We start from the raw sequence: 26,887 nt of genomic DNA, 5'->3' as shown, positions 1-26,887 counted from the left end.
CCCTTTTCTGCCCCCGGCACTCGTGTATTCTTTGTTGTCAGACAAGCAAGAACACGAAAACGAACAGGGGCAGGACACGGCGCATGGCCATTCTTCTCGGCGCGATTGCGGACGATTTCACGGGCGCGAGCGACCTTGCGAACACGCTGGTCAAATCCGGCATGCGGACGGTGCAGACCATCGGCATTCCGCCGGACAGTCTCGACCTGGGCGATACGGATGCCGTTGTCATCGCCCTGAAAAGCCGCAGCATTCCGGCGCCAGACGCCATCGACCAATCGCTCGACGCCTATCGCTGGCTGGCGGACCGCGCCACGAAGCAGATCTTCTTCAAATACTGCTCGACTTTCGATTCCACCGATGAGGGGAATATCGGACCGGTGGGGGACGCCTTGCTCGACGCGGCCGGGGGTGATTTCACCATCTATTGCCCCGCTTTCCCGGAAAACGGCCGGCAGATTTTCAACGGCTATCTTTTCGTCGGCGACGTGCTGCTGTCGGAATCCAGCATGCGCAACCATCCACTAACGCCGATGACCGATCCCAACCTTGTCCGTGTCCTGGCCCGGCAAACGCCGAACGGGGTCGGACTGGTGAACCAGTTGACCGTGGACAAGGGCGCAACGGCCATCGAGCAGGCCTTCGGTACGATGCGAAAGGACGGCTTGCGCCACGCCATCGTCGATGCGGCCCGCGACCGGGACCTGATCGAGATCGGCCATGCCTGCAAGGATTTGAAACTGGTGACCGGCGGGTCCGGCGTCGCCATGGGCTTGCCGGACAATTTCCGGGCCGCCGGGCTGCTGGCCGAGGACCAGGTTTCGGATGCCCTGCCGAAAGTGACGGGCACGGCCGCCATCCTGAGCGGTTCATGCTCCGAAGCCACGCGCGGTCAGGTGGACTACATGGAAAACCGCGTGCCGCTATGGCGGATCGACGCCGACATGGCGGTCGAAAAGGGTCAGACGCTGGCCGACGACATTCTGGACTGGGCCGCGCCGCAATTGGGCGATACGCCGGTGATGGTGTCCGCGACTGCGGCACCGGAAAACGTCAAAGCCCTTCAGGACCGCATCGGCAGAAACGAGGCCGGCGCATTGATGGAAGGCATCCTGGCCCGTGTCGCGGAGGGCCTGCACGCCAAAGGCGCACGGCGCATCGTTTCCGCCGGCGGAGAAACGTCGGGTGCGGTGGTCAAGGCACTGAACGTTACGGCGCTGCGCATCGGACCCCAGATTGATCCGGGCGTGCCCTGGACTGCGTCCGTGGAGGACGATCCGACGGCCCTGGCCATGAAATCCGGCAATTTCGGTGCGCCCGACTTTTTCGAAAAAGCCTTCAAGGTCCTGTCATGAGCCGAGCCGAATCGACATTGCGGGAGGAGATTTGCAGCCTGGGCCGGTCGATGTTCGACCGCAGGCTGACACCCGGGTCGTCCGGCAATATCAGCGCCCGGCTGGATGACGGATGGCTGATGACGCCGACCGGGTCGATGCTGGGGGAATTGGAACCGGACAGGCTGGCCAAGATCGCGCCGGACGGCACGCATCTTTCGGGCGACAAGCCGACCAAGGAAACCTTCCTGCACATGGCGGTCTATGAGGTGCGCCCACAGACCGAAGCGGTGGTTCATCTGCATTCCTCCTATTCCGTCGCGCTGTCGGTCATGGAGGAAACGGACCCGGAGGACGCCCTGCCCCCGATCACGGCCTATTACGTCATGCGCATCGGCAAGCTGCCGATGGTGCCCTATTTCCCGCCCGGCGATAAAGGACTGGCCGACGCAATGCGGCCCGTCTTCAAGGATCACAAAGCCTGCCTGCTTGCCAATCATGGGCCGGTTGTCGCGGATAAAAGCCTGCGCGACGCCGTCGGCGCGATGGAGGAGTTGGAGGAAACCGCCAAGCTGCATCTGATGCTGCGCGGCATCCCCGTCCGGACGCTGACCCCGCAACAGGTCGCCGACTTGCGCGAACGGTTCCCTATTTGAACAGTCCGCCCACCGGTTACGCCGTATTTGCCGAAATTCGAAAGGAAAACGCATGGTAAAGCTCGCCGCCAATCTCAGCATGATGTTCAACGAAGTGCCGTTCCTGGATCGCTTCGCGGAAGCGGCTGCCTGCGGCTTCAAGGCGGTGGAATACCTGTTTCCCTACGACTTCGCGCCCGACGAATTGGCGGAAAAGCTGAACGCGGCCGGCCTGCAGCAGGCGCTGTTCAATCTGCCGCCCGGCGACTGGGAAAACGGCGAACGCGGCCTTTCCTCCCTGCCGGGCCGGGAAGACGAATTCATGGAAAGCCTAGAAAAAGCGCTGACCTATGCCAAGGCCCTGAAATGCCCGCGCCTGCATGTCATGGCGGGCATGCGGCAGCACGGCGCCAATACCGAAACCTATGTGGCGAACCTTAAGAAAGCCGCCAAACGCGCGGCCTTGGATGGCGTCAATCTGTGTATCGAACCGATCAACCAAAGGGACATTCCGGGGTTTTTCCTTGCAACGACCGGTCAGGCGGTGGATGTAATAGAGGCGGTCGATGAACCGAATATCGGGCTCCAATTAGATCTGTACCACCTGCAGATCAGCGAGGGTGACCTCGCCATGCGCACACGCGCATTGCTCGACCGCGTGGAGCATATTCAGATTGCGGGAAATCCGGATCGTCATGAACCCGACATAGGGGAAGTGTATTATCCCTTCCTGTTCGACTTGCTGGACGGGCTTGGATATCAGGGCTGGATCGGTTGCGAATACCGGCCCAAGGGCGAGACGAAAGCAGGACTGAGCTGGGCGGCCGACTATGGTGTGTCGGTGTGACCTGATTTCCCGAGAAAGCATAGGTAGTAGTGGAGTATTCTATGAAGAAGGAACTGGCCAAGGCAGGAGACCTGGCCCAGGAACAACTGGGCGAACGTATCAAGTTTGCGCGGAAGTCTTCCAACCTGACGGCGGAAGAATTCGCAAGACGCCTGGGCGTAACCTCCAAGACCGTCCGCGGCTGGGAAAAATCCCGGCGTGTGCCGCGCGCGAACCAGATCGTGATGATGGCCGGCTTGCTGAACGTGACCGCCCCCTGGCTGCTGCAAGGGCGTGAGAATGAATTCATGGAAATGGATAGTGATGAAGAGGTGGTCCGCAGTAAATTGGCGATCGCCAAGCAGAAGGTCGTGGAACTGACTGAAATTCTGACCGACCTCGAAAAGCGGCTTGAAGTCGGCTAGCCGTCTGCCGATGGTTTTGCCCGCAAACCGTTCCCCCATATGTCATGCCTTGAATAAAGGGATTTGAATGACGGGCTGGCCGCGGCTCCCCTCGCCGGATTTCGACATAGATCCTGACAGCGGGCCGCGCTCGATCCTGTTCAATGACGGCTACGCGTCGCCGGCCGGCGCGGCGGCGGAGACCGAGACCGTCTTCCTGGACGGCATCGGCGCGCCTTCGGCATGGCGGGACCGGCCAACCTTCGCGATCGGCGAGACAGGGTTCGGCCTGGGTCTGAACTTCCTGATGACCTGGGCACTTTGGCGCCGCACCGCAATGCCCGATGCCTGCCTGCATTATGTCAGTGTCGAGGGTTATCCGCTCGACCAACACTCCCTCACCCGCGCCTTGCAGCTCTACCGGGACATCCCCGGCCTAGCGTCGTTGATCGACGAGATCTGCGACCGCTTTCCCCTTCGTCATGCGGGTTTCCATCGCTTATCCCTCGACGGCGGCCGGGTGCAGCTGACTCTGCTTTTCGGCCCAGTGGAGCATAGCCTTTCCCAACTCTCGGGAAAAATGGATGCCTGGTATCTGGATGGTTTCGCGCCCGCCCGAAATCCGGATATGTGGACCGCTCCTGTCTTTCGCGCCATCGCATGTCGAACCAAACCCGGCGGCCGGTTTGCGACCTATACCGCCGCCGGCCATGTCCGGCGTGGCTTGGAGGATGTTGGCTTTTCCGTCGAAAAACATCCCGGCTTTGCGCATAAGCGGGAACGCCTGACCGGCACACTCGCTACCCCGCCCGATGATGAAAAGGCGCAAACGCCCTGGTTCTCCCTCCCACCCACCCCGGCTGACCCAGGTGAGGTCGCCATCATCGGCGGCGGCATCGCCGCGCAATGCTGCTGGCATGCGCTGAAAGCGCGCGGGATAGAAGCGACGCTTTTCGACCGTGCGGGCCCGGCAGGCGGAATGGGGGCCAACCCCGTCGCGATGATCGCGCCGAAGCTGCCGGTCAACGCCAGTCTGCCCGGCCGGCTCAACGCCCTCACCTTCCTGAAGGCGCTTGCCTTCTATGATGGCTTGGGTCCCACGGTCTGGTATGACCCGCGCGGTGCGATGCAAGCCGCCGCGGAAGGGGTGGACTCGGATGACCGGCAGGCCCGTCTGATCGATGCGCTCGATTGGCCCAAAGACCTCATCACCGTGACGGAAGTCGCGGGCAGATCCGCCCTGTCCTACCCGGCCTCCGGCTGCCTGGATCCGCAAGCGGTGCGCAATGTCATCGGCGCGCCGGTCGAAAGCGCGGATATAAACGCCCTGATCCCCATCGACGGCGGTTGGCGGCTGATGGATGGCGACTGCGGCGAAGTTTGGAGCGGACGCAGGGTCATCGTCGCGGCGGGCGGCTGGACAGGCCGTCTGCTGCAGGCACCCTGGCTCGAAATCCGCCCCAGCCGGGGACAAGTGAGTTGGATCAAGGGTGACGCCCTTCCGGCCGGCATTCCCGAGCAAGGAATCGGCTTCGGCGGTTATCTGTCACCGAACATAACCCTGCGGGACGGCAGGCGCGGCCGGGTCCTAGGCTCCAGCTTCGATGCCTGGCCCGACCCGGACGGCGACACCGGCTGGCAAGTCTGGTCCCATGACGATCACCAACGCTATGCGGCGGAATTCGCCCAAGTCTTTTCCCAAGCCTTCGACCTGTCACCGCCGCCGGCCGAGGCCGGTTGGACAGGGCTGCGCGCCATGACCGGCGACCGCCTGCCCATCGCTGGACCGATGCCGGACGCGGAAGCCTATGGATCCGACTATGGGGATTTGCATCACGGCCGTCATTGGGTCGACTACCCACCGGCCCGCTACAGGGATGGCCTATACGTCCTGTCAGGCCTTGGCGCCCGCGGGTACCAGTTTTCGCCGCTGATGGCCGAACTGTTGGCGGACATGCTCGCGGGCATGCCCCTGCCGTTGGAGAAAGACCTGATCGAAGCGGTGCATCCGGCGCGTTTCCTGATCCGGGAAATGAAACGCGCCGGAACACCCTGACCTTACTTCCGAATAGCGAGCGCCTTGTCGCGCGTGCCGCTCAGCGTGGCCGCCGGCGTGAGCGCTTCGGGATCGGTGCGAACCTCGATCAAGGCAGGCTTGCCGCTGGCGAGCGCCCGGTCAAGCGCCGCTTCGAAGTCTTCCGTCTTCTCAACGACTTCACCATGCGCGCCGCACGCCTCGGCCCATTTCGCAAAGTCGGGATTGGCGAGCGCCGTACCGGATTCCCGGGTCGGGTATTCGCGTTCCTGATGCATGCGGATCGTGCCGTACATGGCATTGTTGGCAACGATGTAAAGGATCGGCAGATTGTATTGAACCGCCGTCACCATCTCCTGCCCCGTCATTTGGAAACAGCCGTCCCCGGCCACCACCACGACCGGACTGTTCGGATGCACCAGCTTAGCGGCGATCCCCGCCGGTGGGCCATAGCCCATCGACCCGCTGGTCGGCGCAAGACAGGTCCGGTATTTCCGGTATCGCCGGAAACGGTGGATCCAGACCGTATAGTTGCCCGCCCCGTTGCAATAAATCGCATCGGGTCCCAGCTTTTCGTCCAGGGTCTTAATCACGGTTCCGAAGTTCACCGCGCCCGGCACTTCCGTCGGTTCGGAGAAGGCGAGATAGCCGTCATGCAGATCCTTGACCTCCGCGCTCCAGACCGGCGTGCCGCGCAATTGATACAGCCGCGACGCCGCCCGCGCGAAAGCCTTCATGCCCGATGCGATTCCCAGATCCGCATCATAGACACGGTTGATTTCCGCCGCGTCGGGATAGACATGAACCAACTTCTGCTTCGGGCGGGGAATGTCGATCAGCGAATAGCCGCCGGTCGTCATCTCACCCAAGCGCGCGCCGACCACGATCAGCAGGTCCGCTTCCTTGATGCGTTTGGCTAGGCCCGGATCGATACCGATGCCGACATGTCCGGCGTAATTGGGATGCAAATTGTCGAAATAGTCCTGGCAGCGGAAAGACGCACCAACCGGCAGATGCATATGTTCCGCGAAGGCCATGATGTCCGCGCAGGCATCCACCGACCAATCGCCGCCGCCCACGATCATGAAAGGCTTTTCCGCCGACATCATCATCATCCGCAGATCCGCCATCTGCTGGTCGCCGGGATGCGCTTCGACCTGGGTATAGGCGCCGATATTCACCGCCTCAGCCGTTTCGGTCAGCATGTCTTCCGGCAGGCTCAGCACCACCGGGCCGGGGCGGCCGGAAACCGCCACGTTGAAGGCACGGTTGATGAATTCCGGGATACGGGCCGGGTCGTCGATCTCCGCCACCCATTTCGCCATCTGACCGAACATCCGGCGATAATCGATTTCCTGAAAGGCTTCGCGCTCGACCATGTCGCGGCCGACCTGCCCAATCAGCAGGATCATCGGGGTCGAATCCTGAAAGGCGACATGCACGCCGGAAGACGCATTGGTAGCACCGGGTCCACGGGTTACGACGGCGATGCCGGGCTTGCCCGTCAGCTTGCCATAGGCATCCGCCATCATCGTGGCGCCGCCCTCATGGCGGGCATTGATGTATCGGATTTCCGGCGTGTCGTGCAGGGCGTCCAAAACGGCCAGGTAACTTTCCCCCGGCACCCCGAACATGAACTCTACCTCGTGCCCCTTCAGGGCATCGACCAGGATGCGTCCGCCATTGCGTTGATTCTGCCCGTCGGCCATTCGCTGTTCTCCCTATCGCGCGCCGGACACGCGGAAAACCCGCGCCGCGCCGTCCCATTCTTGCCGTTTCTTACGTCAGGTTTTCGAAATTGAAAAAGGCCTTGCGCCAAGTGGTGACGGTAACCGTTTCAAACAGACCAGCCTTGTTAAAGGGGTCGTTCTCGGCGAAATCCCGCGCAACCGCTTCGTCATCCGTATCGATGATCAGGACGGAGCCGAAGGGTTTCCCTTCCGCGTCCATCACCGCCCCACCGGCTAGGATGATGTCCTTCTTGCTGTCCAGGTAATCGAGATGCGTGGCGCGTGTGTCGAGGCGCGTCTGCAGCATCCCGGGTTTGTCCGTGCATTGTATAAGCATCGCCATGGCAAGATATCCTTCTGCTGGATTGGGCCAACCTTGCTACCGTCAATCACGGGGCCAGGCAACGCCCGGCCAGGACAAACATCTTGTACCGCCGCGACGCTAAGACAGGCCTCGGAGGATCAGGCGTCTTCAACGATCGGTCCTGGTGGATGATCGTGATCCGCCCACAGGCTGATTAACAGAGCGACGCAGCCGAGCACCGCGAAACCGCCAACCATCGGCACGACCGTATTATCGAAGAAATGCCCGACAACGGCCGCGGGCGGAATCGCCACCATGGTCGATACCGAGCCGACAAAGGCAGCCGCGATTCCGGCCAGCGCGCCCATCGGCTCCATCGCGCAGGCGTTCAGATTGCCGAACAGCATTCCCATGCAGAAAAAGGTCAGGATCAGATAGACCTCCAGAGCGGCCAAATGCGGCACGCCGCCGATCCAGGCTGAGTAAGCGCCGAAAGCGACTGCAAGACCGATGGTCGTGATCAGCGCCGTACGCACAAGCCGCCGCATCCCGTATTTCAAGACAATCTTGCCGTTGATGACACCGGCCAAACCGATGGCCAGCGCGGGTATCCCAAAATAGACCGGGAACATGTCGCCCACCCCGTAGACGCCCTGGAAAACGGGCTGGGACGAGACGAGATAACCTTGGAACGAGCCGAAGACCGCACCGGCGCACAGCGTATAGCCGAAGGTGGTTCGGTTGGTCGCCGCCACGCGGAACCCGGCCATGATCGGGGCCAGGGAAAAGGCCCTGCGGCGTTCCGGCGGCAAGGTTTCATGCTGGCGCAGGAAGAACCAGGATGTGGAGAACAGTGACACGGCCAGGAACATCACGAAGATCATGTGCCATTCCGCCACCCATAGAATGCCCTGCCCGATGAAGGGAGCAATGACGGGAACCAGAATGAAGATCGACATCACGAAAGACGCCACGCGCGCCATCATGCGGCCTTCATATCGGTCCCGGACGATGGCCATGACCACGATCCGGTTTCCGGCCGCGCCCAAACCTTGCAGCACCCGACCGACCAGCATGACCGCGAAACTGTCGGTAAAAATCGACAGAAGACAACCGGTGCAGAAGATGGTCGCGGCAAGATAGATCGCGCGTTTCCGCCCGAAACTGTCCGAGAACGGCCCGTAGAAGAGCTGCCCCACGGCAAGCCCCGCAAACATGAAGGACAGGATGTATTGGACGTCGGTCGCGTCCTCCAGCGCAAGATCCTGGGCAATATCGTTGAATGCCGGCAGCATGGCGTCGATCGACAGCGCCAGCATGGACATCATGACCGCCATCAGGATAACGAACTCGCCCATACCGATTGGGGATCGATCCATCGCAGCGGCGCCGTCTTGGGCGGTTTTGGACATTCGAAGTGCTTTCAAAAAACAGGTTTAACCCGCCGGGGATGACGGGCGGAAAAAAGAAAGGGCACGGCACAACTGCAACCGCCCGATTCGATCTGGGTTCCAATGATGCCTCCCTATATCCCCGCTTCATGGAAAAAGCGAGGTGGTGTTGGACCTTTTTTTAGCCCCCCAGGGCATAGTCCGAACCAACAAATCCTTAATTCATCGACACACACCCCAAATATGGGCGCGGCACCCGCAATTAAGGTGATATTAATCCAGCGTTCGCTACATTAAGGCCGACGGATCAGGCAGGGGGGCAGTTCGCGACGCCTGAGCGAGCCGACTGTAACCAGCCGATGCCGCCGGATATCCAAAAATCCCGGCGGCCAGGACATTTGAATGAGTGAAAAGACAGCGCGGAAGACTCGCCCCCAATTGCTCTCCGACCGCGGTACGGTCGACGCGACATTGCGTTTCATTGCCCAGCGCGGCTGGAAAGAAACGGACGGCGACTTCTTCTCGGCCCTGGTGACGCATCTGGCAGAATCTCTCGGCGTGGCTTATGCACTCGTCGACCGGGTCGTTGAGGGCAATGACGGAGAGGTCGAAACCGTGGCCTTGTATGCCCACGGCGCCATCGCCCCGAATTTCGGGTACTGCCTGCCCGGCTCTCCCTGCAAAACCGTCTTGGAACAAGAGCTCTGCTGCTACCCGGCCGGCGTCCAACAGACTTTCCCCACCTTTGGCCTGCTGGGGGATATGCATGCGGAAAGCTATGCCGGCATCGCCTTGTGGGGCGACCATGACAATCCCATCGGCCTCATCGTCATCGTCGACGAAAAACCGCTGGAAAACGTCGAACTGGTCGAGACCTTGCTTCAAATCGTCGCCATGCGCGCATCCGCGGAACTTGAGCGGCGCATCATGCTGGAGGACCTGGAATTCGCACGCCAGCGTTTCCAGGATTTCGCCTCAGCCACCTCGGACTGGTTCTGGGAAATGGATGAGAACCTGCGGTTCTGCTATTTTTCTGACCGATTCACCGAAATCACGGGCGTCAATTCCGAATGGCTGGTCGGCAAGAACCGGCAGGAATCCGGTGTCGAGAAATTCTGCGATCCGGAAGACTATCGGAAACAACTCGCTGATCTCGCGGCGCACCGCCCCTTCCGGAACTTCATCCATGGGCGCCGGAAGCCGGACGGCTCGCTGGTCCACCTCGCCATCAGCGGCCAGCCCTATTTCGACGAAAAGGGCAATTTCAAAGGATACCGAGGCAACGGCCGGGACATCACCGATCAAGTCGAAACGGAAATGGAGCGCGACAGGGCCCTGACGGAGGCCCAGCGCGCCAATACGGCAAAATCGCGATTCCTGGCGAATATGAGCCACGATCTGCGCACGCCCTTGAACGCCATTTTGGGGTTTTCCGACATTTTGCGCGAACAGATGCTGGGTCCGCTACACAACCGCAAATACCTGGAATACGCGGACGACATCCATAACAGCGCCAGCTATCTGCTAGAATTGGTCAACGACCTGCTCGACATTTCCTTTATCGAGGCCGGAAAGACGAAACTGAGCCTTGAGCCCGTCAACGTTTCGGACCTCATCGTTGATTGCTTCCAGAACTTCGCCGGCCGGGCTGCTGAGAAGAACCTGATAATCGACACCGACGTACCCGAAGACCTGCCCCCCATGATGGCCGACAAACGCGCGATAAAGCAGGTTCTGCTGAACCTGGTCACGAACGCGATCAAATTCACCGAGCCCGAGGGCAAAATCTCAATTCAGGCAACGGCGACGGATAGGGACTGTACGATCACGGTTGCCGATACCGGCCAAGGGATCGAGCCGGAGCGCCTGCCGAACATCACCAACCCCTTCACCCGCGGGGAACGGAACCCGTTGGATTCCGAACAAGGCTGGGGATTGGGCCTGGCGATCGCCAACGCCCTAGTCGGCCTTCACAAAGGCCGTTTGAGCATCGAAAGCGCATTGGGCAAGGGAACGTCCGTTACGATCAGCATCCCCCGGCAGGAAGACGAACCCGGCCTGCCCTTCGATCAGGAACAGATCGCGAAAGCCGGCTGACCGTCAGGGGCACAGCGCCCCCCTCAGGCCCCCAATAGTCATACAAACCTAACCGGCATCGCCGACAGCTAAGCGCCATCCGTCCCAGAAGCCGTGCGATTGTAGAACGTGATTTTCTGCGGCAGGCGGCCGTCATCCCCCGGGATGACCATGTCTTTCGCCTGGTCGTTATACCAGGCGAAATGATCGCTCGCCCGATGCACATCCAAGGCGGCTTCATTCACATAGCTTTCATACAGTACGAAACGGGTCGGGTCGGATTGATCCTGACAGCAGTCGAAACCGAGGCATCCCTCCTCTTTCGTGACGGAATTGCGGGAATGTTTCACCATCAGTTCCTTGAAGGCCTCGACCTTGTCGTCCTTTACGCGAAATTCCGGAATGATCACGAAAGCCATGGGTATCCTCCCCCTGTTCGGTTTTTTTCTTCGGGGTGGACGTTAGCCCTCAACTACAGAGGACGACAAGCGGCCCGGCGGCAGAACAGTGTTGACGGATCACGCGCCACAAGCCCCGGGGCGTTTGCGCAGTAACAGGTCGAAACTCATCGGCATCGGCGGGCCCTGTTTCTCCACATTGTACCAAGTGTTGGAAATGTGCTGCGGACGTTCGTCAAAACGTAGAACCTCGAACCCCGCCGCAATCGACGCGTTGATGATGTCGCCCATCGTGTGTTGATAGGAAAAATGGGTCGCGGCCTCGTATTCGGTCTCGCCATAGTAATCCAGCCCTTCCTCGGCGAAGGGGTGATCCTGAAAATAGGAATAGCGCCATTCGACCGGGGCGTCCGGGCCGCCGGGTTCCACCATGTTCATGATCGGGTGCTGCTCCTCGATCAGGAAATGCCCGCCGGGCTTGGCAAGACGGGCGGCCACATCGAAAAAGGCGCGCAAATTCGGCATCCAGGACAGCACGCCGATTGTCACATAGAGGATATCGAAGGCCCCGTCATAGGCGGCGGGAACGGCATGGATATCCCCGGCGACGAATTCACAGTCCTGTCCCGCCGCTTCATTCAACTCGCGGGCCTGTTGCACGAAGGCCGGCGCCCCGTCGAAACCGACGCAACGCCCCGCCCCAAGGGCTTTGACGGAAATCAGTTCGCGGCCATTGTTACAGCAAAGCTGCGCCACCGATTTGCCGGCAACGCCCAATTCGGCAAAGACCGCTTTGGTATCGTCTTCCAGAACCGAAAAGCCGGGTTGGGCGAACGCCTTGAGCAGATCGGCCTGGTTGTGGTGCGCATGAATGGGCGCGACCTCGTCCCAGGCGGTCAGGTTGGCGCGAACGGCATCATCGCCGGCAACGGTAATCGGTTTCGACATAATGGGCGCCTTTCGGCCGGTAAGGATTGGCAAGCGCCCCCTTCTTACGCCGTTTCCGTCTCACTGTCATAGGGGGGCATGTTTTCCGGCAGATCGGCCGGATTGCTGGAGACGGAGGCGAGTTCGATCTTCTCCTCCAGCTTCATGCGTTCCGCCATCTCGTTATATTCCTCGACCAGTTCCTGCGCCTTGTATTTCAGCTGCTTCATATAGATCAGCGGACTGCGCAGTTCCCAATTGTCGGGTCCCCAGATGTATCGGCCCTTGTCATGGCAGACACGCAGATATTTCGGCGAGCACCAGATCTCACCGGCTTCCTTCGAATGATGATAGAACCAGAACCCTTCCGCTTCCGCCTTCTCGAACAGCGGCTCAAGCGACAGCAGAATCGCCTGTTCCATGACTTGCTGACTCATTGCACCCTCCCGTGGAGATTCTCACAATTCGCGGAGCGGACGGCCCAAATTCCACCTGTTTCGGTTTCGGTGATATATTGATCGGCGCCGCCGATCCGCCCGTATTATCGACAGACGGTTATTTCACTAGCTTAGGAGCCATATTGCCTATGACCAAGCTACACACCTTGTTCTTCGCCCTGGCCGTGGCCGCGCTTGCGGCGCTTAGCCTGACGAACACCGCATCAGTGGCATCCGCGGCAGACCCAAACGCGCATAAATACGACTTCGTATCCATCGAGGGCGACGCGATGCCCATGAACGACTACGCGGGCAAGGCCGTGCTGGTCGTCAACACCGCCTCGTTCTGCGGTTACACAGGTCAATATAAGGCACTTCAAGCGGTCTATGAGAAATATCGGGACCGAGGACTGGTCGTTCTGGGCGTCCCCAGCAACGATTTCGGGTCCCAGGAACCGGGCACGGCGACTGAAATCAAGGAATTCTGCGAAACCACCTACGACATCACCTTTCCGATGACGGAAAAGCAGGTCGTGCGCGGCGACGCCGCTCATCCGTTCTACAAATGGGCGCGGGAAGCGCTGGGCGCCGAGGGCACGCCCCGATGGAATTTCCACAAGATACTGATCGGACCGGACGGCAGCGCACTCGCCGGGTGGCCATCCGTGACAAAACCGGATTCCGAGGCCATTATTTCCGCAATAGAGTCCGCCTTGAACGCGCCGTCCGGCTAAGACGGCACCAGGGACGGACCGAAACGGGGAGCTTCATATGCCGCCTGCCGAGACCAGCGCCTTTCCGGATAAGATCCGCGTGGACTTGCGGCACCTGGCCCTTCTCATCGGCCGCGCCGTCAATTATATCGGCAGCGACGGCAAGGATCACGGGTTCCGAACCGCCTATATCGCCACGCGCTGTGCAAAACAGCTGGGCTGGTCCGTCGCGCGGCGGGAGTTCATTTATATTGCCGGCGTACTCCACAATTGCGGCCTGCCCACAGATGCGGACAATATTCCGTCGGGCGACGGCAGAAACGTAGAGCCCGATTGCGGCGCCTGCATCCGTGGCGCCGAATACGCCAAACACATTTCCCTGCTGCGCCCTTTCGCGAACATCATCCGGCACTATCGCACGCCGTGGTCCACCTTGAAGGCCCTGCCGATCCCCCAGCCGGACAGGGACGCGGCCGCGCTGATCAATCTATCCGGTTTCGCCGACAGGCTGATAGAAGGTGCTGGCGGCGTACCGGACACGCCGGAAACGGTTGCTTCCGCCTTGCGGGAGGAAGCCGGAGAGCGGTTCAACAGGGCCCAGGTCGACGCCTTGATCACGGTGATGGACGACCCGGTCTTCTGGCGGTCCCTGCGCGGGCCGGAATTGCAGAACCTTTGCGCCAACCTTGGAAAAGCCCCTGACTTCATATCCGATATCGGCCGGGAAGAGCTTCGCAAGCTGGCCGTTTTCCTGGCCCGTTTGGTCGATGGCAAAAGCGCCTTCACCCTTGAGCATTCCGAACGCGTCGCGCTGATCTGCGAGGACCTGGGGGCGGAAATGGGCTTCGACCGAAGGGGACAGCAGGAGTTGCACACGGCCGGCCTGCTGCACGACCTTGGCTATGTGGATGCGCCCACGGCCGCCGTCTTGAAGGATGGTGCACTGAACGCGGAAGAATATTCCGTCATCAAGCAGCACGTCACCAAGACACGGCAGATGCTGGAACGGTGTTTCCCCGGCGCGCGTTTTCCGGAATGGGCCGCGAACCATCACGAACGTTTGGATGGCGGCGGCTATCCCTATCACCTGTCGGGTCCCGACCTGGACAAGGGATCGCGGATTGTCGCCATCGCCGATATCTTCCAGGCGCTAGGCCAACCCCGCCCCTATCGCGACCGCAAGAGTGCGGCGGACGTGATCCGCATCATGCGCGCCATGGTGAATGACGGGCAATTGGATGGCGACATCTTCGACCGCCTCGCCGCGCGGCGCGACTTTTACTACGACCTCGCCGCGGTCTGATAATTTGCTCCCAACGGCTGGTTTCCCACGATACGCTCCTGCATAGTGCCGACCCGCTTCGACGGGCTGATTCCAACACGGGGGCATTTAGTAATGAGGTTCATCGCAAACCGGCTGCGCGGCACGGGTCTTCCGACTGGGATAGAAATTGCCGATGGAGAGGTCTGCACCGACGCCACCGCGGCAATGACGCTGTACAAGCTATGCCCCGCGGCACAAAAGACGCCGCTGACCGCCCTTCCCGCCCTTGCCGCCGAGCTAGGCCTGGCGTCGGTGTTCATCAAGGATGAACGGGAACGCATGGGCTTGGGCAGTTTCAAGGCGCTGGGCGCGGCCCACGCCATCGCCAAACTGGCCGCGAAGAAAGTCACCGACGGCGCCGCCGCCGACTACACCGATGCCTTGAAAGGTGAAACCTTCGTCTGCGCCAGCGCCGGCAATCACGGCTTGTCGGTCGCCGCCGGCGCACGGGTCTTCGGGGCCAATGCCGCGGTCTATCTTGCCGATCCCGTCCCCGAAGACTTCGCCGACCGATTGCGGGCCAAGGGCGCGGATGTCGTCCGCGCCGGCGCGACCTATGAAGAAAGCATGGAAGCCGCCGCCCGGGATGCCGCTGCCAAGGGCTGGCGCCTGCTCTCCGACAGTTCATGGATCGGCTATACCGATCCGGCGCGCGACGTGATGGAAGGCTATCTGATCATGGCGGCCGAAGCGGCCGACGACATTCCTGCACCACCCACCCATATCTTCCTGCAGGCCGGGGTCGGCGGGCTTGCCGCCGCCTGCACCGCCATGGCGCGGCAGAGATGGGGCGACGCGGTCCATATCTGCGTCGTCGAACCCGAAGCGGCCCCCGCCCTGATCGAAAGCATCGAAGCGGGCAAGCCCGTGACCACCCAAGGATCGGTTTCCAGCATGGGACGGTTGGACTGCAAGGAGCCGAGCCATCTGGCCTTGAAATACCTGGCGCGGGAGGCCGACGGTTTTATGACGGTGACTGAGGCGGAGGCCGGAGACGCGGTGGCGCTTTATGGGAAACACGGCATTGCCACCTCGCCTTCAGCCGCCGCGGCACTTGCCGGGCTGGTCACCGCAAAGACCGCGGGCGCCATCAACGGTTTGGGCGATGCATCCCGTATTCTGCTTTATGTATCGGAAGGTGAGATCGATGACTGACGCCGCCAAGCCGGACTTCCCCGTATCGGAATACCAAACGCGATTGGAACGCACCCAGCGGGCCATGCACGACCAAGGTCTGGATGCGCTGCTGTTCACCACGGAAGCGGAGATGCGTTATTTCACCGGCTTCCGGACTCTCTTCTGGTTGAGCCCCACGCGCCCCTGGTTCCTGGTCGTCCCGAAGACCGGCAAACCCATCGCCGTCATTCCGGAAATAGGCGCCGCCTTGATGCGGACGACCTGGATCGACGATGTACGCAGCTGGTCCTCCCCCCATGAAGACGACGACGGCGTTTCCATGCTGGCGGACACTTTGCGCGACTGCACCAAGGTCGGCATTCCCATGGGCCGGGAAAGTTCTCTGCGGATGCCTCTGAACGACTTGGCCCGGCTTCACGAATTGCTGCCCGGCATGGAACCGGTGGATGCCACGCCCCTAATCCAATCCTTGCGCGAAGTGAAATCCGTGGCGGAGGTCGAGACCATCGCGGAGATCTGCGCCATCGCCTCACGGTCCTTCGCCAACGCGCCGCGGCTTTTCCACGAGGGCCAGACACTGAAGGAAGCCTTCCGCGCCTTCAAGATCGACCTGCTGCGCGAAGGGGCGGAAGACGTTCCCTATCTTGTCGGCGGCGCGGACCAGGGTGGCTATGCGGATGTCATCTCACCGCCCGGCGATAAACCGCTGCGGGCCGGTGATGTATTGATGCTGGATACCGGCGCGACCTTGCGCGGCTATTACTGCGACTTCGACCGAAACTGGGCCTTCGGCCATGCCAGCGACGCGGCCAGGCGCGCCTATCGTACACTTTACGAGGCGACGGACGCGGCCTTGAACATCGCCCGGCCCGGCGCTACCTGCCGCGATCTCTATAACGCCATGGCTGGCGTGATCGATCCCCAGGGCAAGACCAGTGGCGGCAATGTCGGGCGCTACGGCCATGGCCTGGGAATGCAGTTGACGGAAAGCCCGTCGAACATCCATTTCGACATGACGGTGATGAAACCCGGTATGGTGATGACGCTGGAACCCGGCATGGAAGTCGAAGACGGCAAGATCATGGTGCACGAGGAAAACCTGCTCATCACCGACGGCGCGCCGGTACTGCTTTCCGAACGCGCCGCCCCGGAATTGCCGATTCTTTAGTCACGTTCCGCGTGGACGGATGATCGCGCCCGCTCAGTCCTCGGACCGGTCCGTGCCGGTGCGGTCCCGTTCAAAGTGTTTCGACAGCGGAAATGGCGGCAGCCAGGATTCGCGCCGGGCGGTCCAACTTTCATAGGTCGGCGTCAGTTGGTCGGGTTCGTCCAGGGCGCCAAGATGCAGTTCAATCTCGTCACCGCTGCGCGCGAAGACCGATGACCCGCAGCGCGGGCAGAAATGCCGGCCGGCATAGTCGCGGGTCTCACCCTCCACCGTTACCGCGTCCTCAGGAAACACGGCCGCGCCGTAGAACAAGGCGCCATGGTGCTTCCGGCAGTCCAGACAATGGCACAGACCAACCCGATAGGGACGCCCCGTCGCCACGAAGCGGACATCGCCGCAAAGACAACCCCCGGTGAAACGGTCCATGCTGCGTCTCCTCCAAAATAGAACGTTCGGCTTGGGTACACTGAACGACGCGCTCAAGGCAATTGCGTGCCCTGGGTCGCGCCTGATAAAATCGCTTCGCAAACATCAATAGTATGGCGACCGCCATGGCTCACCTTAAGATGCGCAACCTGCGGAAACGTCGCTCTTCACCTTGTTCTTTTCGGTTTCCAAGAGTCATATTAGTAGATACTGAAGGCTTGCCGATGGTACTGGCCGGCGGCAGGTTGGCATTGTGTGAAACCCACTCCGAAGCACCGGGGGAACAAGGAATTGGGCATGCAGTGGGTTTCCAAGAAACCTGAATTTGTGGGCAACCTGGAACAGGTGGCGGGCCGGTGCAAAACCGCGGCGGGGCGCAGGCTGATCTTCGGGTATTCGAAGTATCTTCGAGCGAACAGCAACCACTTGCCCAAATTCACCGATCTGGACATTGCGGACTTTGCCGCGATCACACCGCATTTCGCTCTTTGTTCGGTCATCAAGGACCTGCGGTGCGAATTTCGTATCATTGGCGAAAATTTGCGCGAACGAATGGGATTTCCGGTCACCCTCGTAAACTATTACGACTATGTGCCGGACGACCGGGTCGCGTCGGTGAAACGGATCATGGAAACGGTGGTCGAAACGCCCTGCGGTTTCCGGGCTGACTTGGAGCAAGTCTATACATCCGGACAATCGACCGCTGCCGAGGCCGTCGGCCTGCCATTGGCGCCGGCCAGAAATGGCGAAGCGGGACAAATCCTGTTTTCCGACCAAACGACCGAAGACCTTGGTTTCGGCTCGGAAGAAAAAAACACCCTACTCGGCGCAAATTTACTCCAACGGGATTTCATCGATATCGGCCACGGCATTGATCCCAACTACGAGGACCTGGTCCGAGCCTGAGCCGAGGGTGTTGATCGGTCCCGCTTAAGATCGCCTTTCATCAGTTGTTCGGTAGCGGTGAGCCATGGTACCGCTTCAATATCGCCATACTCCTTGAATACCTTTGGAATCAGAAGTCCGGCACCAATGAAATTTTCCCGCCGCCTGCTCCTCTCCGCGTCGCTGGCCACTCTGCTCGCCACCGCCGCGCCGGCCGTTTGCGCGGCCGCTGAGACGGATTTCCCGGTCCCGGACGCATTGCGCCATACGGTGACTGAACCGTTTTGGGCGCAGGTAAACCGGTTCTACGATGCACGCGGCAATGTCCCGATCTGGATCGAGAACGGCGCGTTGACCGATCGCGCAAAGCAGGCGCTTGCCCATCTGGCCAACCCGGATCAGGAAGGTTTGGATCCGGCGCATTACAGTGCGGCCGATCCGCTCCAAGCGTTGAGCAACGAACCGCCGGGCGACCCTGCCGTCACCCTGGCCACCACCTTGGCCGCGGACATGACAATCACGGGGCAATTGCTGCATTTCCTTTACGAAGTACGGCACGGCCGCCTGCAGGATCCGGAATCGGTCGGTGGCGACAAGGCATTCGATGTCGAAAAGGCGCTGACCCTTTTGACCACAGCGGAAGACATCGAGGTGGCCCTGCAGAACGCGGTCCCGGGAAATGCGCCATACCGGGCCCTTCGACGCGCGCTATCGACCTATCAGGCCATGGCCCGGAACAACGGCACCACGCCGGTCGACCCCATTCCTGGCGGGCCGTCCATCAAGCCCGGCAATCGGGATGGCCGTGTCCCCCTGATTCGCGACCGCCTGAATCAGTTGGGTGACCTCATCGCAAAACCATCCGGAAACGAGGGCGATCTCTTCGATCCAGCTCTGGTACAATCGGTGATCCAGTTTCAGAAACGCCATGGTTTGGAACCCGACGGCGTGGTCGGCAAGCAGACGCTGGCGGAACTTAACATTTCCATCGCGGCGCGCATCGACCAGATCACCGTGAACATGGAACGCTGGCGCTGGCTGCCCGGTGATCTGGGCGACGACTATATTCTGGTCAATATCGCAGGCTTTCGGTTGCAGGTTTTCGAACTGGGCGTGCCCAGCATAGAAATGCCCGTCGTGGTCGGACGCCCGTTCCGGCGCACGCCGGTCTTCTCCGCCGCCGTTTCCTACCTTGAATTCAGCCCGACCTGGACGGTGCCGCCGACCATCCTGAAGGAAGACATTATCCCCGGCATGCGTAAGGACCCGGAATTGCTGGCCAAGAAGGGCATCCGTATTTTCAGCAGTTGGAACCGGGACGCGCAGATCATCGATCCGGCAAAAATCGATTGGCACGCCCCCATGTCGCAGTTGGTGTCCTATCGCTACGTTCAGCCGCCGGGGCCTAAAAACGCGCTCGGCAGGGTCAAGTTCATGTTCCCGAACCAGTACAGCGTCTATCTGCACGACACGCCCGACAAGACCCTTTTCGACCGGGCCAGCCGCGCCTTTAGTTCTGGCTGTATCCGGGTAGAACGCCCTTCGGATCTGGCCGCCCTACTGCTATCGGATCAGCCGCAATGGACCGAAACGGAAATCGCCAAGGCGATGGCCTTGGACGAGCCTGTGAAGGTGCCGCTTTCCAAGCCGATCCCGATCTACATCACCTATGCGACGGCCTGGGCAGGCGAAGGCGGCACGATTGAGTTCCGGCCCGACATCTACGGGCGCGACGCAAGCCTGCAGGAGTCCCTGGCCGGCAGCCCGAAATAAGGCATTTTGGGGGCAGGTGCAGAATACTGGTAGAAAATGTGCGGAGATTCTGGCATCCATTAGCCATTCGTTAGTGATTACAGGCAAAAATACCAGAATGATGCGCATAGGAGCCGAAGATTGATCGCCAACCCCGTTAGCCGCCGCGGATTCATTACCCAGGCCATAGCCTTTTCGGCCCTGATCGGCAGCACGCCCGCCCTTGCGATGAAAACCGCCGAACACCGCGACCTGATGGTCGAAAGCCTGCATACGGGCGAAAAGTGCAAGGTCACATTCTGGGAACACGGCCACTATAATCCCGATGCACTCGCCGAGTTGAACACCGTGATGCGCGACCACCGCACCGGGGACATTTTCGAAATCGACGCAAACCTCTATGACGCGCTTTATGCGCTCTCCGCCGTGGTCGAAACGCAGCCCCGCTTTCAGCTCATTTCCGGATACCGCTCGCCTAAGACGAATGCGAATCTGGCCGCCAACAGCAACGGCGTCGCCAAGAAAAGCTATCACATGCGGGGCATGGCGTCTGACATCAGAACCGACCGTGTCGATCTCGACCGCCTGCACAAGGCCGCCCGGGCCCTTAAGGTCGGCGGTGTCGGCAAATACGCGAAATCCAATTTCATTCATATGGATGTCGGCCCCGTCCGGTACTGGTAGGGCAAAGGCGTTTTAAGACGATTGGGCGGCGCGAGACTGGGTCTTCCGGTGGCGGGCCTGTCGGTCGCAACGATCCGTTGTCTAGTGTTTGCTAGCGGTTGGCAAACACTCGGGAAGGGCCAGGAAGTCCTCCAGCGGCATCGGCCTCGCGAAGAAGAAACCCTGCCCGAGCGGACAGCCGACCTTTTCGATCAAGGCCCTGACTTCGGTTTCCGTTTCCATCCCTTCGGCAATGACCTGAAGGCCACAGGCCTTCCCCATTTCCGAAATGCTTCGGGCGATCGCCGCGTGTTTTCCGGTCGGGTCGTCCGACAAGAGGCTGACGAAAGACCGGTCCAGCTTCAGATAGTCGAGAGGAATATGCGTCAACACATGCAGGCTGGAAAACCCCGTCCCGAAATCGTCCAAGGCAGTAGCGACGCCGGCCTCCCGCAATTCCTCCAACCGGTCCATCACGAAACGGCGTTGATCGATCAACTGGCTTTCGGTGATTTCAATCTCAAGTGAACCACGGGGCGCGCCGAACTCGTCCAAGCATTCCTTGATGATCGGGACGATGTTCGGGGACCGTATGCAAATGCCGCTCAAGTTCGCGCCGACGGTAAAGTCCTGGCCAAATGCCGCGCAAAACCGGCCGACGTCCCGCGCGACCGACCGCACCGCATGGGGCGTGAGCGTATGGATGAAGCCATTCTTCTCGGCTATGGGAATAAACACACCTGGCGAGATCATGCCATCCTTGCTGCTGTCCCAACGCATCAGGGCTTCGGCCCCGACGATCTTGCCTGTGGTCAGTTCCACCCGCGGCTGATAGTGCATCACGAACCGCCCCGCGGCGAAGTCGTTCCGCATCAATCGATCCAATTCATGGACCCGGGACAGCGATTCGAAACGTTCCTTGGTGATCGAAAAAACCCGTGTTCCGGTGTCCTTGTAGAGTTCGTAATTTTCGTCTTCATACAATGTAAAGAGCCGGTGAAACTCCGCTATACTGATATCGGTGCCGGTGGTATGGCCCGGAAACTCACCCGTCGAAAAAATAAAATTCACGCCGTAGTCGAAGCCGTCGATGCGAAAACTGCCGCACAAAATGGATTCCAAGCGAATAGCGAGTTGAAATGCCTCCTCGCGGTTGACGTCCTGCATCAACAGAACCAAGCCGCCCTGTGCCGCGACGACGAAACAATGGGATGGCAGTTCCTGCCGAAGCACCTCAACGACGCGAAGGTGGATTTGCGTCACAATGCGCGGACCGAAGACACGCAGCATCGCATAAATTTCGCGATAGGAAATCGTCAGGACCGCAAAATGCTTGCCGTTTTTCAGGCAATAGTCCGCCAACGGATATGCCGCTTCCGCGATCCGTTGTGACATCAGCGCCTCGGCTGAGGGACTGAACACCGGTTCGTCGCAAAACATATCCGAGAGCTTTACAGCCCCTGTTGAAGAATTGTTCAAAAAATCCCGCACCGTGACGGCTCCAGAACACTAAAAATTCAAGTCACCCATAAAGGCTAATATCAGTATATATGAAACCACTGAAAAAAGCGTAAACGTCGATGGTGTTCGGCTGTGAATCGCGCGGAGTCTTGCGTCCCAGCGCCCGCCACGGCACCTTCCCTGCCAGTTTCGCCAAGCCCCCGACAACACATCCCGCAAAAGGATGGGAATCAAACCGCTTTCTGCCACCCTTGACTTAAAGTCGGCTTGAACTCGTAGGATACTTTCAGAAGCCCGGAATCTTGGGCGGCCGGACAGGCCATCTTGTATATTCGGTATTATACCTGAAACGAGGAGACCGGACGATGAGCATCGCACAGGAACGCCGTAAAGCCGTGACGGCAACCGCCGAGCGGATCGTATCGATCATCGGCGACGCCCCCACCGTGGACCGGTTGGAACAGGCCAAGCCGCATCTGATGGCGCTTGCCGAACGGGCGGACCTCTTCCCGGCAGCGGACTTTCCCTTGCCCACGGGTGACGTCACCGACCGGACCTATCTGATCTATGACAACGCGGAGGGGGCGGCGCTTTACGCCATCACCGCCGTGCCCGGCATGACATACCGCCCGCACGACCATGGCGGATCCTGGGCGATGATCGCCGCCGTTCAGGGACAGGAAAAGCACGATCTATATTTGGCCGACCCGGCCGCGCCCGGCACGCCGATCCTGAAGGAGACGCTGACCTGCGAACCCGGCACGGCCGTCTCGCTGACGCCGGAAGGCATCCACGCCATCGAGGGTGTCGGGACCGAACCGTTGCTGCACCTCCACTTCTACGGCACGCGGTTCGAGGACCAGGCCGAGCGCACGGAATACGACTTGGCGGCAGGCAAGACGGATATATTCAGAATGGAAGCCTTCGGCTTTATCGTGGATAAACGATAACCGGGGCGTTCTCCCACCACACCGCGCCATTTTTATCACCGCCGCCCCTGCGCAACGCGGTCGGTTCATGCACGGGGATTTGCTTGATTTTCTGCCCGACGACCCAATTTCATGGGGAGACGCAAGAGGTAAGCCGTCCCCCATGACCCGATCAATTCGCCACCCCCGACTCCGCTTCGGCGAAGTTCGCTTCTTCTTCCTCGCCGGACTTTTGGCGTTGGCGGCCTGCGCCCATCCCACGCCCTATCAAGCGGAACAGGACGGCCAAGGGTTCAGCGACCGCGCGATCGAGGACGACCGCTTCCGCGTGACTTTCGCCGGAAATTTCCTGACGACGCGCGAGACGGTGGAGGATTATCTGTTGTACCGCGCGGCGGAAGTCACACTGCAACGGGGCTACGACTATTTCCTGATCGTGGAGAAGGATACCGAACGCAAGACGACCGCCTTTACCCATTTTTTCGACGACGACTATCCCTTTAGCACTTACGGCTATTCCCGCGGGGACCCACTTTATGACCGGTATTTCGACCGGTTCGGTCCCTCCTACGTTCTTGGCACCACGCAGGAACGCCACCGCTATACGGCCTTTGCGGAAATCCAGTTGCGTCGCGGCGAAAAACCTGACGGCGATCCGAATGCCTATGACGCGCGGGAGGTCCAAGACCGCCTCGCCCCCAAACTCGTTCCCCCCGCCCCGGAATGATGTTGGCGCCAGCCTTAGCGTTGGCGCCGACAGAACCCAGCCGGCTATTGCGGCCAAAGCGCGGTCTTGGGATGGAACTGGGACCAGGCGAACCAGAAGGCCTGATGGCTGCCCAGATCGGAACCGTCTGCCCCCACGGCCTTGATGCCGCCGGCCTCAAGCACCAGACGTATATCCGCGAAAACGATATCCTTCCCTTTCTTCAAGGTCAGGAAGGCCGTGCTGCGTTGAAACGCCACCGGCTGGCCGGAGGGTGAGACAACGCCGATCACATCCTCATGGACAGCCAAGCGCGGGTCGACATCGCCGATGGGAAAGATCGGCCCGTCTGCATCGCGGGTATTGCGGAAATCGAAGTCGCGGCCCAGCGCCAGCGCCTCGACCAGCACGGTGGTTTCGGGATGTGCCTGTTTCCAGGTGCCCCATTCCGTCGTGACCACGCTGGCCTGGTCCAACTGCACGCCCTTTTCCGCCAGCGGCCCCGTCACCGCCTTGCCCTGGAAAGTGTCAAAGACCGACTGGGTGGTGATATCGTACATCACCTTGTTCGACCGGATCAGCAGGCCCGTGGTGCGCAGAATGGGCCGCGCGACACCGTCGGGCAAAGTATCGGTGAAATAGGCCTGGGCCGAACCGCAGAGCGTGCAATAGGGAATGCCCAGATCCCGCCCGCCCAAAGTGTCGTTGACCATTTCGCGCACTTCCATGATGCGCCGCGGATAGGCCCGGTATTCCCCGTTCACACCGATGCCGAAGACGATATCCTCGTCCCTTAGCCAATTGGCCTCCGCCGCGCTGCTCACTTCGGGGTTGTCCGCCGCGGGGATGCAGTTGCACGGCGTGTCGGTCGTGTCATAGGCGCGGTCGTCGATCGGCACGCCCCCCCAGGAAACATGCCGCCAATCGATATCGCCCGGCACGAAGATCTCCTCCCAACCGGGCAGGACGCTCGTGAAAATGGCTCGCTTGACCCGCAGATAGTCGGGCGGCGCGGGGATGTCCCAGGCGATCAGATGGTCCGTCACGAAGGCCCAATACCGGTCGCGCGGCAGGTCCAGCCCCAGCAATTCTGCGGCGGCTTGGGCAAGCGTAGTATGCAGGTCGCGCTGGGTGATGAAGCGCATCATGTCGGCGACGATCCAGGCCAGCCGCGGGTCTTTCGACTGTGCGATCTCACTGAGCGCCGCGCCTTGTTCCAAACCCCAGATCGCTTGCTCGGCACTGTCGACGAAAGCCACCTGCACGGCGGCCCGCACTGTCTCGGACAAGGGACCATCGGGGATGGAAGGCGGTTGACCGAATGCCGCGATGACATAATCCGGCAGCGGCGCCCTTCCCTCGAGCCGTATGTCGGTGGCCCATACTCCGGTCGACCAGAAAAGAAACAGCGCAATCAGGGGCGCGAGCAAGACCATGCGGGTCGGAAATCTGCCTGCCGATACCATGAGACGTCCCTCGCCTGTCTTGCGTCTTCTCACGCGGCCGACAATCGGCACACGCTCTGTGCGACCAGCATTGGCCGAAACCGCCGGCACGGCCAATCACGACTGGGTCAGCAGTTGGTGAAGCGCATCGGGGCCCCTGGCGAAACATCGCCGGATGACAAATCGGAAAGACGCACTAAGTCTCAAGGGTAGCATCGCCATTCAAGGAATAGATCGCAGATGTCAAAATCCATTCGCCAGGAATCCGACTCCTTCGGAACGCTCGACGTGCCGGGCGAGATGTATTTCGGGGCGCAAACCGCGCGGTCCCTGATGAACTTTCCGATCGGCGGGGAAACCATGCCGCTCCCCCTGGTGCACGCGCTGGGCGTGATCAAGCAGGCCGCCGCGCGGATCAACAAGGCGCAAGGTCAGTTGGACGCACGGATCGCCGATGCCATCGACAAGGCCGCCGGTGAGGTGATCGACGGAAAGCTCGACGATCATTTCCCCCTGGTCGTCTGGCAGACCGGGTCCGGCACCCAGTCCAACATGAACGCCAATGAAGTGATCGCGAACCGCGCCATCGAACTGCTGGGCGGCGAGATTGGCTCGAAAGATCCGGTGCATCCGAACGATCACTGCAATATGGGGCAGTCTTCCAACGACACCTTCCCGACCGCGATGCACATCGCCGCCGCGCGGGAAATCACGCACAGCCTGTTGCCCGCCCTGAACCATCTGAAACAGGCCCTGGACGCCAAATCCGCGGAATGGGCCGATATCGTGAAGATCGGCCGCACCCATACGCAGGATGCGACGCCGCTGACGCTGGGCCAGGAATTCAGCGGCTATGCGGCGCAGCTCGGCCTCGGCATCCACCGCGTCGAACAGGCACTGGACGGTCTCTACGCGCTGGCCCAGGGCGGCACCGCTGTCGGGACGGGCCTGAATACGAAGAAGGGGTTCGACGAAGCCTTCGCCGCCGAGGTCGCGAAAATCACCGGCCTGCCGTTCAGGACCGCCGCGAACAAGTTCGAGGCGCTGGCCGCCAACGACGCCTATGTCCATGCCCATGGCGCGTTGAACACGGTCGCGGTCTCGCTCTTCAAGATCGCCAACGACATCCGCTTTCTGGGCTCCGGTCCGCGGTCGGGCTTGGGCGAACTCTCGCTGCCGGAAAACGAGCCCGGCTCCTCGATCATGCCGGGCAAGGTCAACCCGACCCAGTGTGAGGCGATGACCATGGTCTGCGCTCAGGTCCACGGCAATCAGGCGACGCTGTCCTTCGCCGGCAGCCAAGGGCATTTCGAGTTGAACGTGTTCAAGCCGGTGATGGCGAACGCCATGCTGCAATCGATCAAGCTGCTGGCCGATGCCTGCAACAGCTTCGCGGATCGCTGCGTCGCCGGCATCACCGCGAACGAGGACAATATCACGGCGCTGATGGAACGCTCCCTGATGCTTGTCACCGCACTGGCCCCCGCCATCGGCTACGACAAGGCGACGGAAATCGCCAAGAGCGCGCACAAGAACGGCACCTCGCTTCGCGAAGAAGCCCTCAAGCTGGGCTATGTCACCGAAGCGGAATTCGACACGCTGGTGCGTCCGGAAAAGATGATCGGGCCCAGCGACTAACCTGCCTCGCCCCTGCCCTTTGCATGTCTTCATGCGCTGTATCGCCAAGAGGCTTGCGCGGCGAATCGGTGCAGCCGGTATTTGGATATCGACGGACCTGAACGAGCCGGCCAAGGGGCGGCAGGGCCGACGCATCTCGGAAA

At 60.8% G+C, this 26,887-nt stretch carries 25 protein-coding genes; 16 read left to right on the top strand and 9 right to left on the bottom strand.

Annotated features, from left to right (window positions below; all coding sequences use genetic code 11):
• Positions 1–83: 83 nt before the first annotated feature.
• From otnK to mnmC1, 5 genes are all read left to right on the top strand, one after another.
• Positions 84–1,355: a 3-oxo-tetronate kinase gene (gene otnK, locus EOI86_RS05755; RefSeq protein WP_127764146.1), complete on the top strand. Its 1,272-nt coding sequence runs from the start codon at positions 84–86 to the stop codon at positions 1,353–1,355.
• A complete protein-coding gene (gene otnC / locus EOI86_RS05750) occupies positions 1,352–1,990 on the top strand; it encodes a 3-oxo-tetronate 4-phosphate decarboxylase (RefSeq protein ID WP_127764145.1) in 639 nt (212 codons plus the stop codon). Before otnK ends, otnC begins: the two co-directional genes overlap by 4 nt.
• A 52-nt stretch (positions 1,991–2,042) precedes the next feature.
• Entirely contained in the window at positions 2,043–2,816 is a 774-nt protein-coding gene (gene otnI, locus EOI86_RS05745) for a 2-oxo-tetronate isomerase (protein WP_127764144.1), read from the top strand.
• 41 nt (positions 2,817–2,857) lie between these two features.
• Complete coding sequence (locus tag EOI86_RS05740) at positions 2,858–3,220, top strand: helix-turn-helix domain-containing protein (protein ID WP_127764143.1); 363 nt, start codon at positions 2,858–2,860, stop codon at positions 3,218–3,220.
• A 67-nt stretch (positions 3,221–3,287) separates the two neighbouring features.
• On the top strand, positions 3,288–5,255 hold the full coding sequence (gene mnmC1 / locus EOI86_RS05735; protein WP_127764142.1) for an FAD-dependent 5-carboxymethylaminomethyl-2-thiouridine(34) oxidoreductase MnmC1: 1,968 nt from the start codon (positions 3,288–3,290) through the stop codon (positions 5,253–5,255).
• 2 nt (positions 5,256–5,257) lie between these two features.
• Here the strand turns inward: mnmC1 and EOI86_RS05730 are convergent, their stop codons facing one another.
• From EOI86_RS05730 to EOI86_RS05720, 3 genes are all read right to left on the bottom strand, one after another.
• Positions 5,258–6,943, bottom strand: a complete 1,686-nt coding sequence (locus tag EOI86_RS05730) for a thiamine pyrophosphate-binding protein (protein ID WP_127764141.1) — start codon at positions 6,941–6,943, stop codon at positions 5,258–5,260.
• 70 nt (positions 6,944–7,013) lie between these two features.
• Positions 7,014–7,307, bottom strand: a complete 294-nt coding sequence (locus tag EOI86_RS05725) for a YciI family protein (RefSeq protein WP_127764140.1) — start codon at positions 7,305–7,307, stop codon at positions 7,014–7,016.
• 119 nt (positions 7,308–7,426) lie between these two features.
• Positions 7,427–8,680 (bottom strand): multidrug effflux MFS transporter, encoded by a 1,254-nt coding sequence (locus EOI86_RS05720; RefSeq protein WP_205032073.1) that lies wholly within the window; start codon positions 8,678–8,680, stop codon positions 7,427–7,429.
• Positions 8,681–9,061: 381 nt separating this feature from the next.
• Between EOI86_RS05720 and EOI86_RS05715 the strand changes: the two genes are divergently transcribed.
• The gene (locus tag EOI86_RS05715; protein WP_127764139.1) at positions 9,062–10,756 is read left to right on the top strand and encodes a sensor histidine kinase; all 1,695 of its coding nucleotides are present in this window, start codon (positions 9,062–9,064) and stop codon (positions 10,754–10,756) included.
• A 68-nt stretch (positions 10,757–10,824) separates the two neighbouring features.
• On the opposite strand, the gene EOI86_RS05710 is transcribed toward EOI86_RS05715, so the two are convergent.
• The 3 genes from EOI86_RS05710 to EOI86_RS05700 all read right to left on the bottom strand — a co-directional run bounded on the left by EOI86_RS05710 (position 10,825) and on the right by EOI86_RS05700 (position 12,497).
• Positions 10,825–11,154 (bottom strand): putative quinol monooxygenase, encoded by a 330-nt coding sequence (locus EOI86_RS05710; RefSeq protein WP_127764138.1) that lies wholly within the window; start codon positions 11,152–11,154, stop codon positions 10,825–10,827.
• Between the two features lie 99 nt (positions 11,155–11,253).
• A complete protein-coding gene (locus tag EOI86_RS05705; protein ID WP_127764137.1) occupies positions 11,254–12,081 on the bottom strand; it encodes a class I SAM-dependent methyltransferase in 828 nt (275 codons plus the stop codon).
• Between the two features lie 44 nt (positions 12,082–12,125).
• Positions 12,126–12,497: a hypothetical protein gene (locus EOI86_RS05700; protein ID WP_127764136.1), complete on the bottom strand. Its 372-nt coding sequence runs from the start codon at positions 12,495–12,497 to the stop codon at positions 12,126–12,128.
• 149 nt (positions 12,498–12,646) lie between these two features.
• Between EOI86_RS05700 and EOI86_RS05695 the strand changes: the two genes are divergently transcribed.
• From EOI86_RS05695 to EOI86_RS05680, 4 genes are all read left to right on the top strand, one after another.
• Positions 12,647–13,231 carry a glutathione peroxidase gene (locus EOI86_RS05695; RefSeq protein WP_127764135.1) on the top strand — a complete coding sequence of 195 codons (585 nt, stop codon included), beginning with the start codon at positions 12,647–12,649 and terminating at the stop codon, positions 13,229–13,231.
• Positions 13,232–13,268: 37 nt separating this feature from the next.
• Positions 13,269–14,513: an HD-GYP domain-containing protein gene (locus EOI86_RS05690; protein ID WP_127764134.1), complete on the top strand. Its 1,245-nt coding sequence runs from the start codon at positions 13,269–13,271 to the stop codon at positions 14,511–14,513.
• Positions 14,514–14,606: 93 nt separating this feature from the next.
• A complete protein-coding gene (locus tag EOI86_RS05685; protein WP_127764133.1) occupies positions 14,607–15,689 on the top strand; it encodes a pyridoxal-phosphate dependent enzyme in 1,083 nt (360 codons plus the stop codon).
• Positions 15,682–16,839 carry a M24 family metallopeptidase gene (locus EOI86_RS05680; RefSeq protein ID WP_127764132.1) on the top strand — a complete coding sequence of 386 codons (1,158 nt, stop codon included), beginning with the start codon at positions 15,682–15,684 and terminating at the stop codon, positions 16,837–16,839. Before EOI86_RS05685 ends, EOI86_RS05680 begins: the two co-directional genes overlap by 8 nt.
• Before the next feature lie 33 nt (positions 16,840–16,872).
• Here EOI86_RS05680 and EOI86_RS05675 read toward each other — a convergent pair whose 3' ends face one another.
• Positions 16,873–17,265, bottom strand: a complete 393-nt coding sequence (locus tag EOI86_RS05675; RefSeq protein ID WP_127764131.1) for a GFA family protein — start codon at positions 17,263–17,265, stop codon at positions 16,873–16,875.
• 297 nt (positions 17,266–17,562) lie between these two features.
• Between EOI86_RS05675 and EOI86_RS05670 the strand changes: the two genes are divergently transcribed.
• The 3 genes from EOI86_RS05670 (at position 17,563) to mepK (ending at position 20,586) form a co-directional block, all read left to right on the top strand.
• Positions 17,563–18,171, top strand: a complete 609-nt coding sequence (locus EOI86_RS05670) for a PAS domain-containing protein (protein ID WP_127764130.1) — start codon at positions 17,563–17,565, stop codon at positions 18,169–18,171.
• Between the two features lie 126 nt (positions 18,172–18,297).
• Positions 18,298–19,923 carry a L,D-transpeptidase family protein gene (locus EOI86_RS05665; RefSeq protein ID WP_127764129.1) on the top strand — a complete coding sequence of 542 codons (1,626 nt, stop codon included), beginning with the start codon at positions 18,298–18,300 and terminating at the stop codon, positions 19,921–19,923.
• A 120-nt stretch (positions 19,924–20,043) separates the two neighbouring features.
• Positions 20,044–20,586, top strand: coding sequence for a peptidoglycan L,D-endopeptidase MepK (gene mepK, locus EOI86_RS05660; protein ID WP_240035575.1), 543 nt, complete (start codon positions 20,044–20,046; stop codon positions 20,584–20,586).
• 81 nt (positions 20,587–20,667) lie between these two features.
• Here mepK and EOI86_RS05655 read toward each other — a convergent pair whose 3' ends face one another.
• Positions 20,668–21,960, bottom strand: coding sequence for an EAL domain-containing protein (locus tag EOI86_RS05655; RefSeq protein ID WP_161973710.1), 1,293 nt, complete (start codon positions 21,958–21,960; stop codon positions 20,668–20,670).
• 431 nt (positions 21,961–22,391) lie between these two features.
• Between EOI86_RS05655 and EOI86_RS05650 the strand changes: the two genes are divergently transcribed.
• Complete coding sequence (locus EOI86_RS05650; protein WP_127764127.1) at positions 22,392–22,976, top strand: cysteine dioxygenase; 585 nt, start codon at positions 22,392–22,394, stop codon at positions 22,974–22,976.
• 142 nt (positions 22,977–23,118) lie between these two features.
• A complete protein-coding gene (locus tag EOI86_RS05645; protein ID WP_127764126.1) occupies positions 23,119–23,682 on the top strand; it encodes a CC0125/CC1285 family lipoprotein in 564 nt (187 codons plus the stop codon).
• 44 nt (positions 23,683–23,726) lie between these two features.
• Here the strand turns inward: EOI86_RS05645 and EOI86_RS05640 are convergent, their stop codons facing one another.
• Positions 23,727–25,127 carry a DUF3179 domain-containing (seleno)protein gene (locus EOI86_RS05640; protein ID WP_127764125.1) on the bottom strand — a complete coding sequence of 467 codons (1,401 nt, stop codon included), beginning with the start codon at positions 25,125–25,127 and terminating at the stop codon, positions 23,727–23,729.
• Between the two features lie 219 nt (positions 25,128–25,346).
• Between EOI86_RS05640 and fumC the strand changes: the two genes are divergently transcribed.
• Positions 25,347–26,744 (top strand): class II fumarate hydratase, encoded by a 1,398-nt coding sequence (gene fumC / locus EOI86_RS05635; protein WP_127764124.1) that lies wholly within the window; start codon positions 25,347–25,349, stop codon positions 26,742–26,744.
• Positions 26,745–26,887 lie beyond the last annotated feature (143 nt).

Origin of the sequence: Hwanghaeella grinnelliae (assembly GCF_004005845.1) — a bacterium.
GTDB classification, from domain to species: domain Bacteria; phylum Pseudomonadota; class Alphaproteobacteria; order UBA8366; family Aestuariispiraceae; genus Hwanghaeella; species Hwanghaeella grinnelliae.
This window is presented reverse-complemented; position numbering and strand designations above follow the sequence as displayed.

Bases quoted from the DNA above. Each gene is read 5' to 3' on its own strand.
- EOI86_RS05730 (WP_127764141.1), bottom strand. From the start codon at position 6,943: ATGGCCGACGGGCAGAATCAACGCAATGGCGGACGCATCCTGGTCGAT.
- otnK (WP_127764146.1), top strand. From the start codon at position 84: ATGGCCATTCTTCTCGGCGCGATTGCGGACGATTTCACGGGCGCGAGC.
- EOI86_RS05675 (WP_127764131.1), bottom strand. From the start codon at position 17,265: ATGGACCGTTTCACCGGGGGTTGTCTTTGCGGCGATGTCCGCTTCGTG.
- fumC (WP_127764124.1), top strand. From the start codon at position 25,347: ATGTCAAAATCCATTCGCCAGGAATCCGACTCCTTCGGAACGCTCGAC.
- EOI86_RS05725 (WP_127764140.1), bottom strand. From the start codon at position 7,307: ATGGCGATGCTTATACAATGCACGGACAAACCCGGGATGCTGCAGACG.
- otnI (WP_127764144.1), top strand. From the start codon at position 2,043: ATGGTAAAGCTCGCCGCCAATCTCAGCATGATGTTCAACGAAGTGCCG.
- mnmC1 (WP_127764142.1), top strand. From the start codon at position 3,288: ATGACGGGCTGGCCGCGGCTCCCCTCGCCGGATTTCGACATAGATCCT.
- otnC (WP_127764145.1), top strand. From the start codon at position 1,352: ATGAGCCGAGCCGAATCGACATTGCGGGAGGAGATTTGCAGCCTGGGC.
- EOI86_RS05720 (WP_205032073.1), bottom strand. From the start codon at position 8,680: ATGTCCAAAACCGCCCAAGACGGCGCCGCTGCGATGGATCGATCCCCA.
- EOI86_RS05700 (WP_127764136.1), bottom strand. From the start codon at position 12,497: ATGAGTCAGCAAGTCATGGAACAGGCGATTCTGCTGTCGCTTGAGCCG.
- EOI86_RS05645 (WP_127764126.1), top strand. From the start codon at position 23,119: ATGACCCGATCAATTCGCCACCCCCGACTCCGCTTCGGCGAAGTTCGC.
- EOI86_RS05650 (WP_127764127.1), top strand. From the start codon at position 22,392: ATGAGCATCGCACAGGAACGCCGTAAAGCCGTGACGGCAACCGCCGAG.
- EOI86_RS05710 (WP_127764138.1), bottom strand. From the start codon at position 11,154: ATGGCTTTCGTGATCATTCCGGAATTTCGCGTAAAGGACGACAAGGTC.
- EOI86_RS05685 (WP_127764133.1), top strand. From the start codon at position 14,607: ATGAGGTTCATCGCAAACCGGCTGCGCGGCACGGGTCTTCCGACTGGG.
- EOI86_RS05695 (WP_127764135.1), top strand. From the start codon at position 12,647: ATGACCAAGCTACACACCTTGTTCTTCGCCCTGGCCGTGGCCGCGCTT.
- EOI86_RS05705 (WP_127764137.1), bottom strand. From the start codon at position 12,081: ATGTCGAAACCGATTACCGTTGCCGGCGATGATGCCGTTCGCGCCAAC.
- EOI86_RS05670 (WP_127764130.1), top strand. From the start codon at position 17,563: ATGCAGTGGGTTTCCAAGAAACCTGAATTTGTGGGCAACCTGGAACAG.
- EOI86_RS05740 (WP_127764143.1), top strand. From the start codon at position 2,858: ATGAAGAAGGAACTGGCCAAGGCAGGAGACCTGGCCCAGGAACAACTG.
- EOI86_RS05715 (WP_127764139.1), top strand. From the start codon at position 9,062: ATGAGTGAAAAGACAGCGCGGAAGACTCGCCCCCAATTGCTCTCCGAC.
- EOI86_RS05640 (WP_127764125.1), bottom strand. From the start codon at position 25,127: ATGGTATCGGCAGGCAGATTTCCGACCCGCATGGTCTTGCTCGCGCCC.
- EOI86_RS05655 (WP_161973710.1), bottom strand. From the start codon at position 21,960: ATGTCACAACGGATCGCGGAAGCGGCATATCCGTTGGCGGACTATTGC.
- EOI86_RS05665 (WP_127764129.1), top strand. From the start codon at position 18,298: ATGAAATTTTCCCGCCGCCTGCTCCTCTCCGCGTCGCTGGCCACTCTG.
- EOI86_RS05690 (WP_127764134.1), top strand. From the start codon at position 13,269: ATGCCGCCTGCCGAGACCAGCGCCTTTCCGGATAAGATCCGCGTGGAC.
- EOI86_RS05680 (WP_127764132.1), top strand. From the start codon at position 15,682: ATGACTGACGCCGCCAAGCCGGACTTCCCCGTATCGGAATACCAAACG.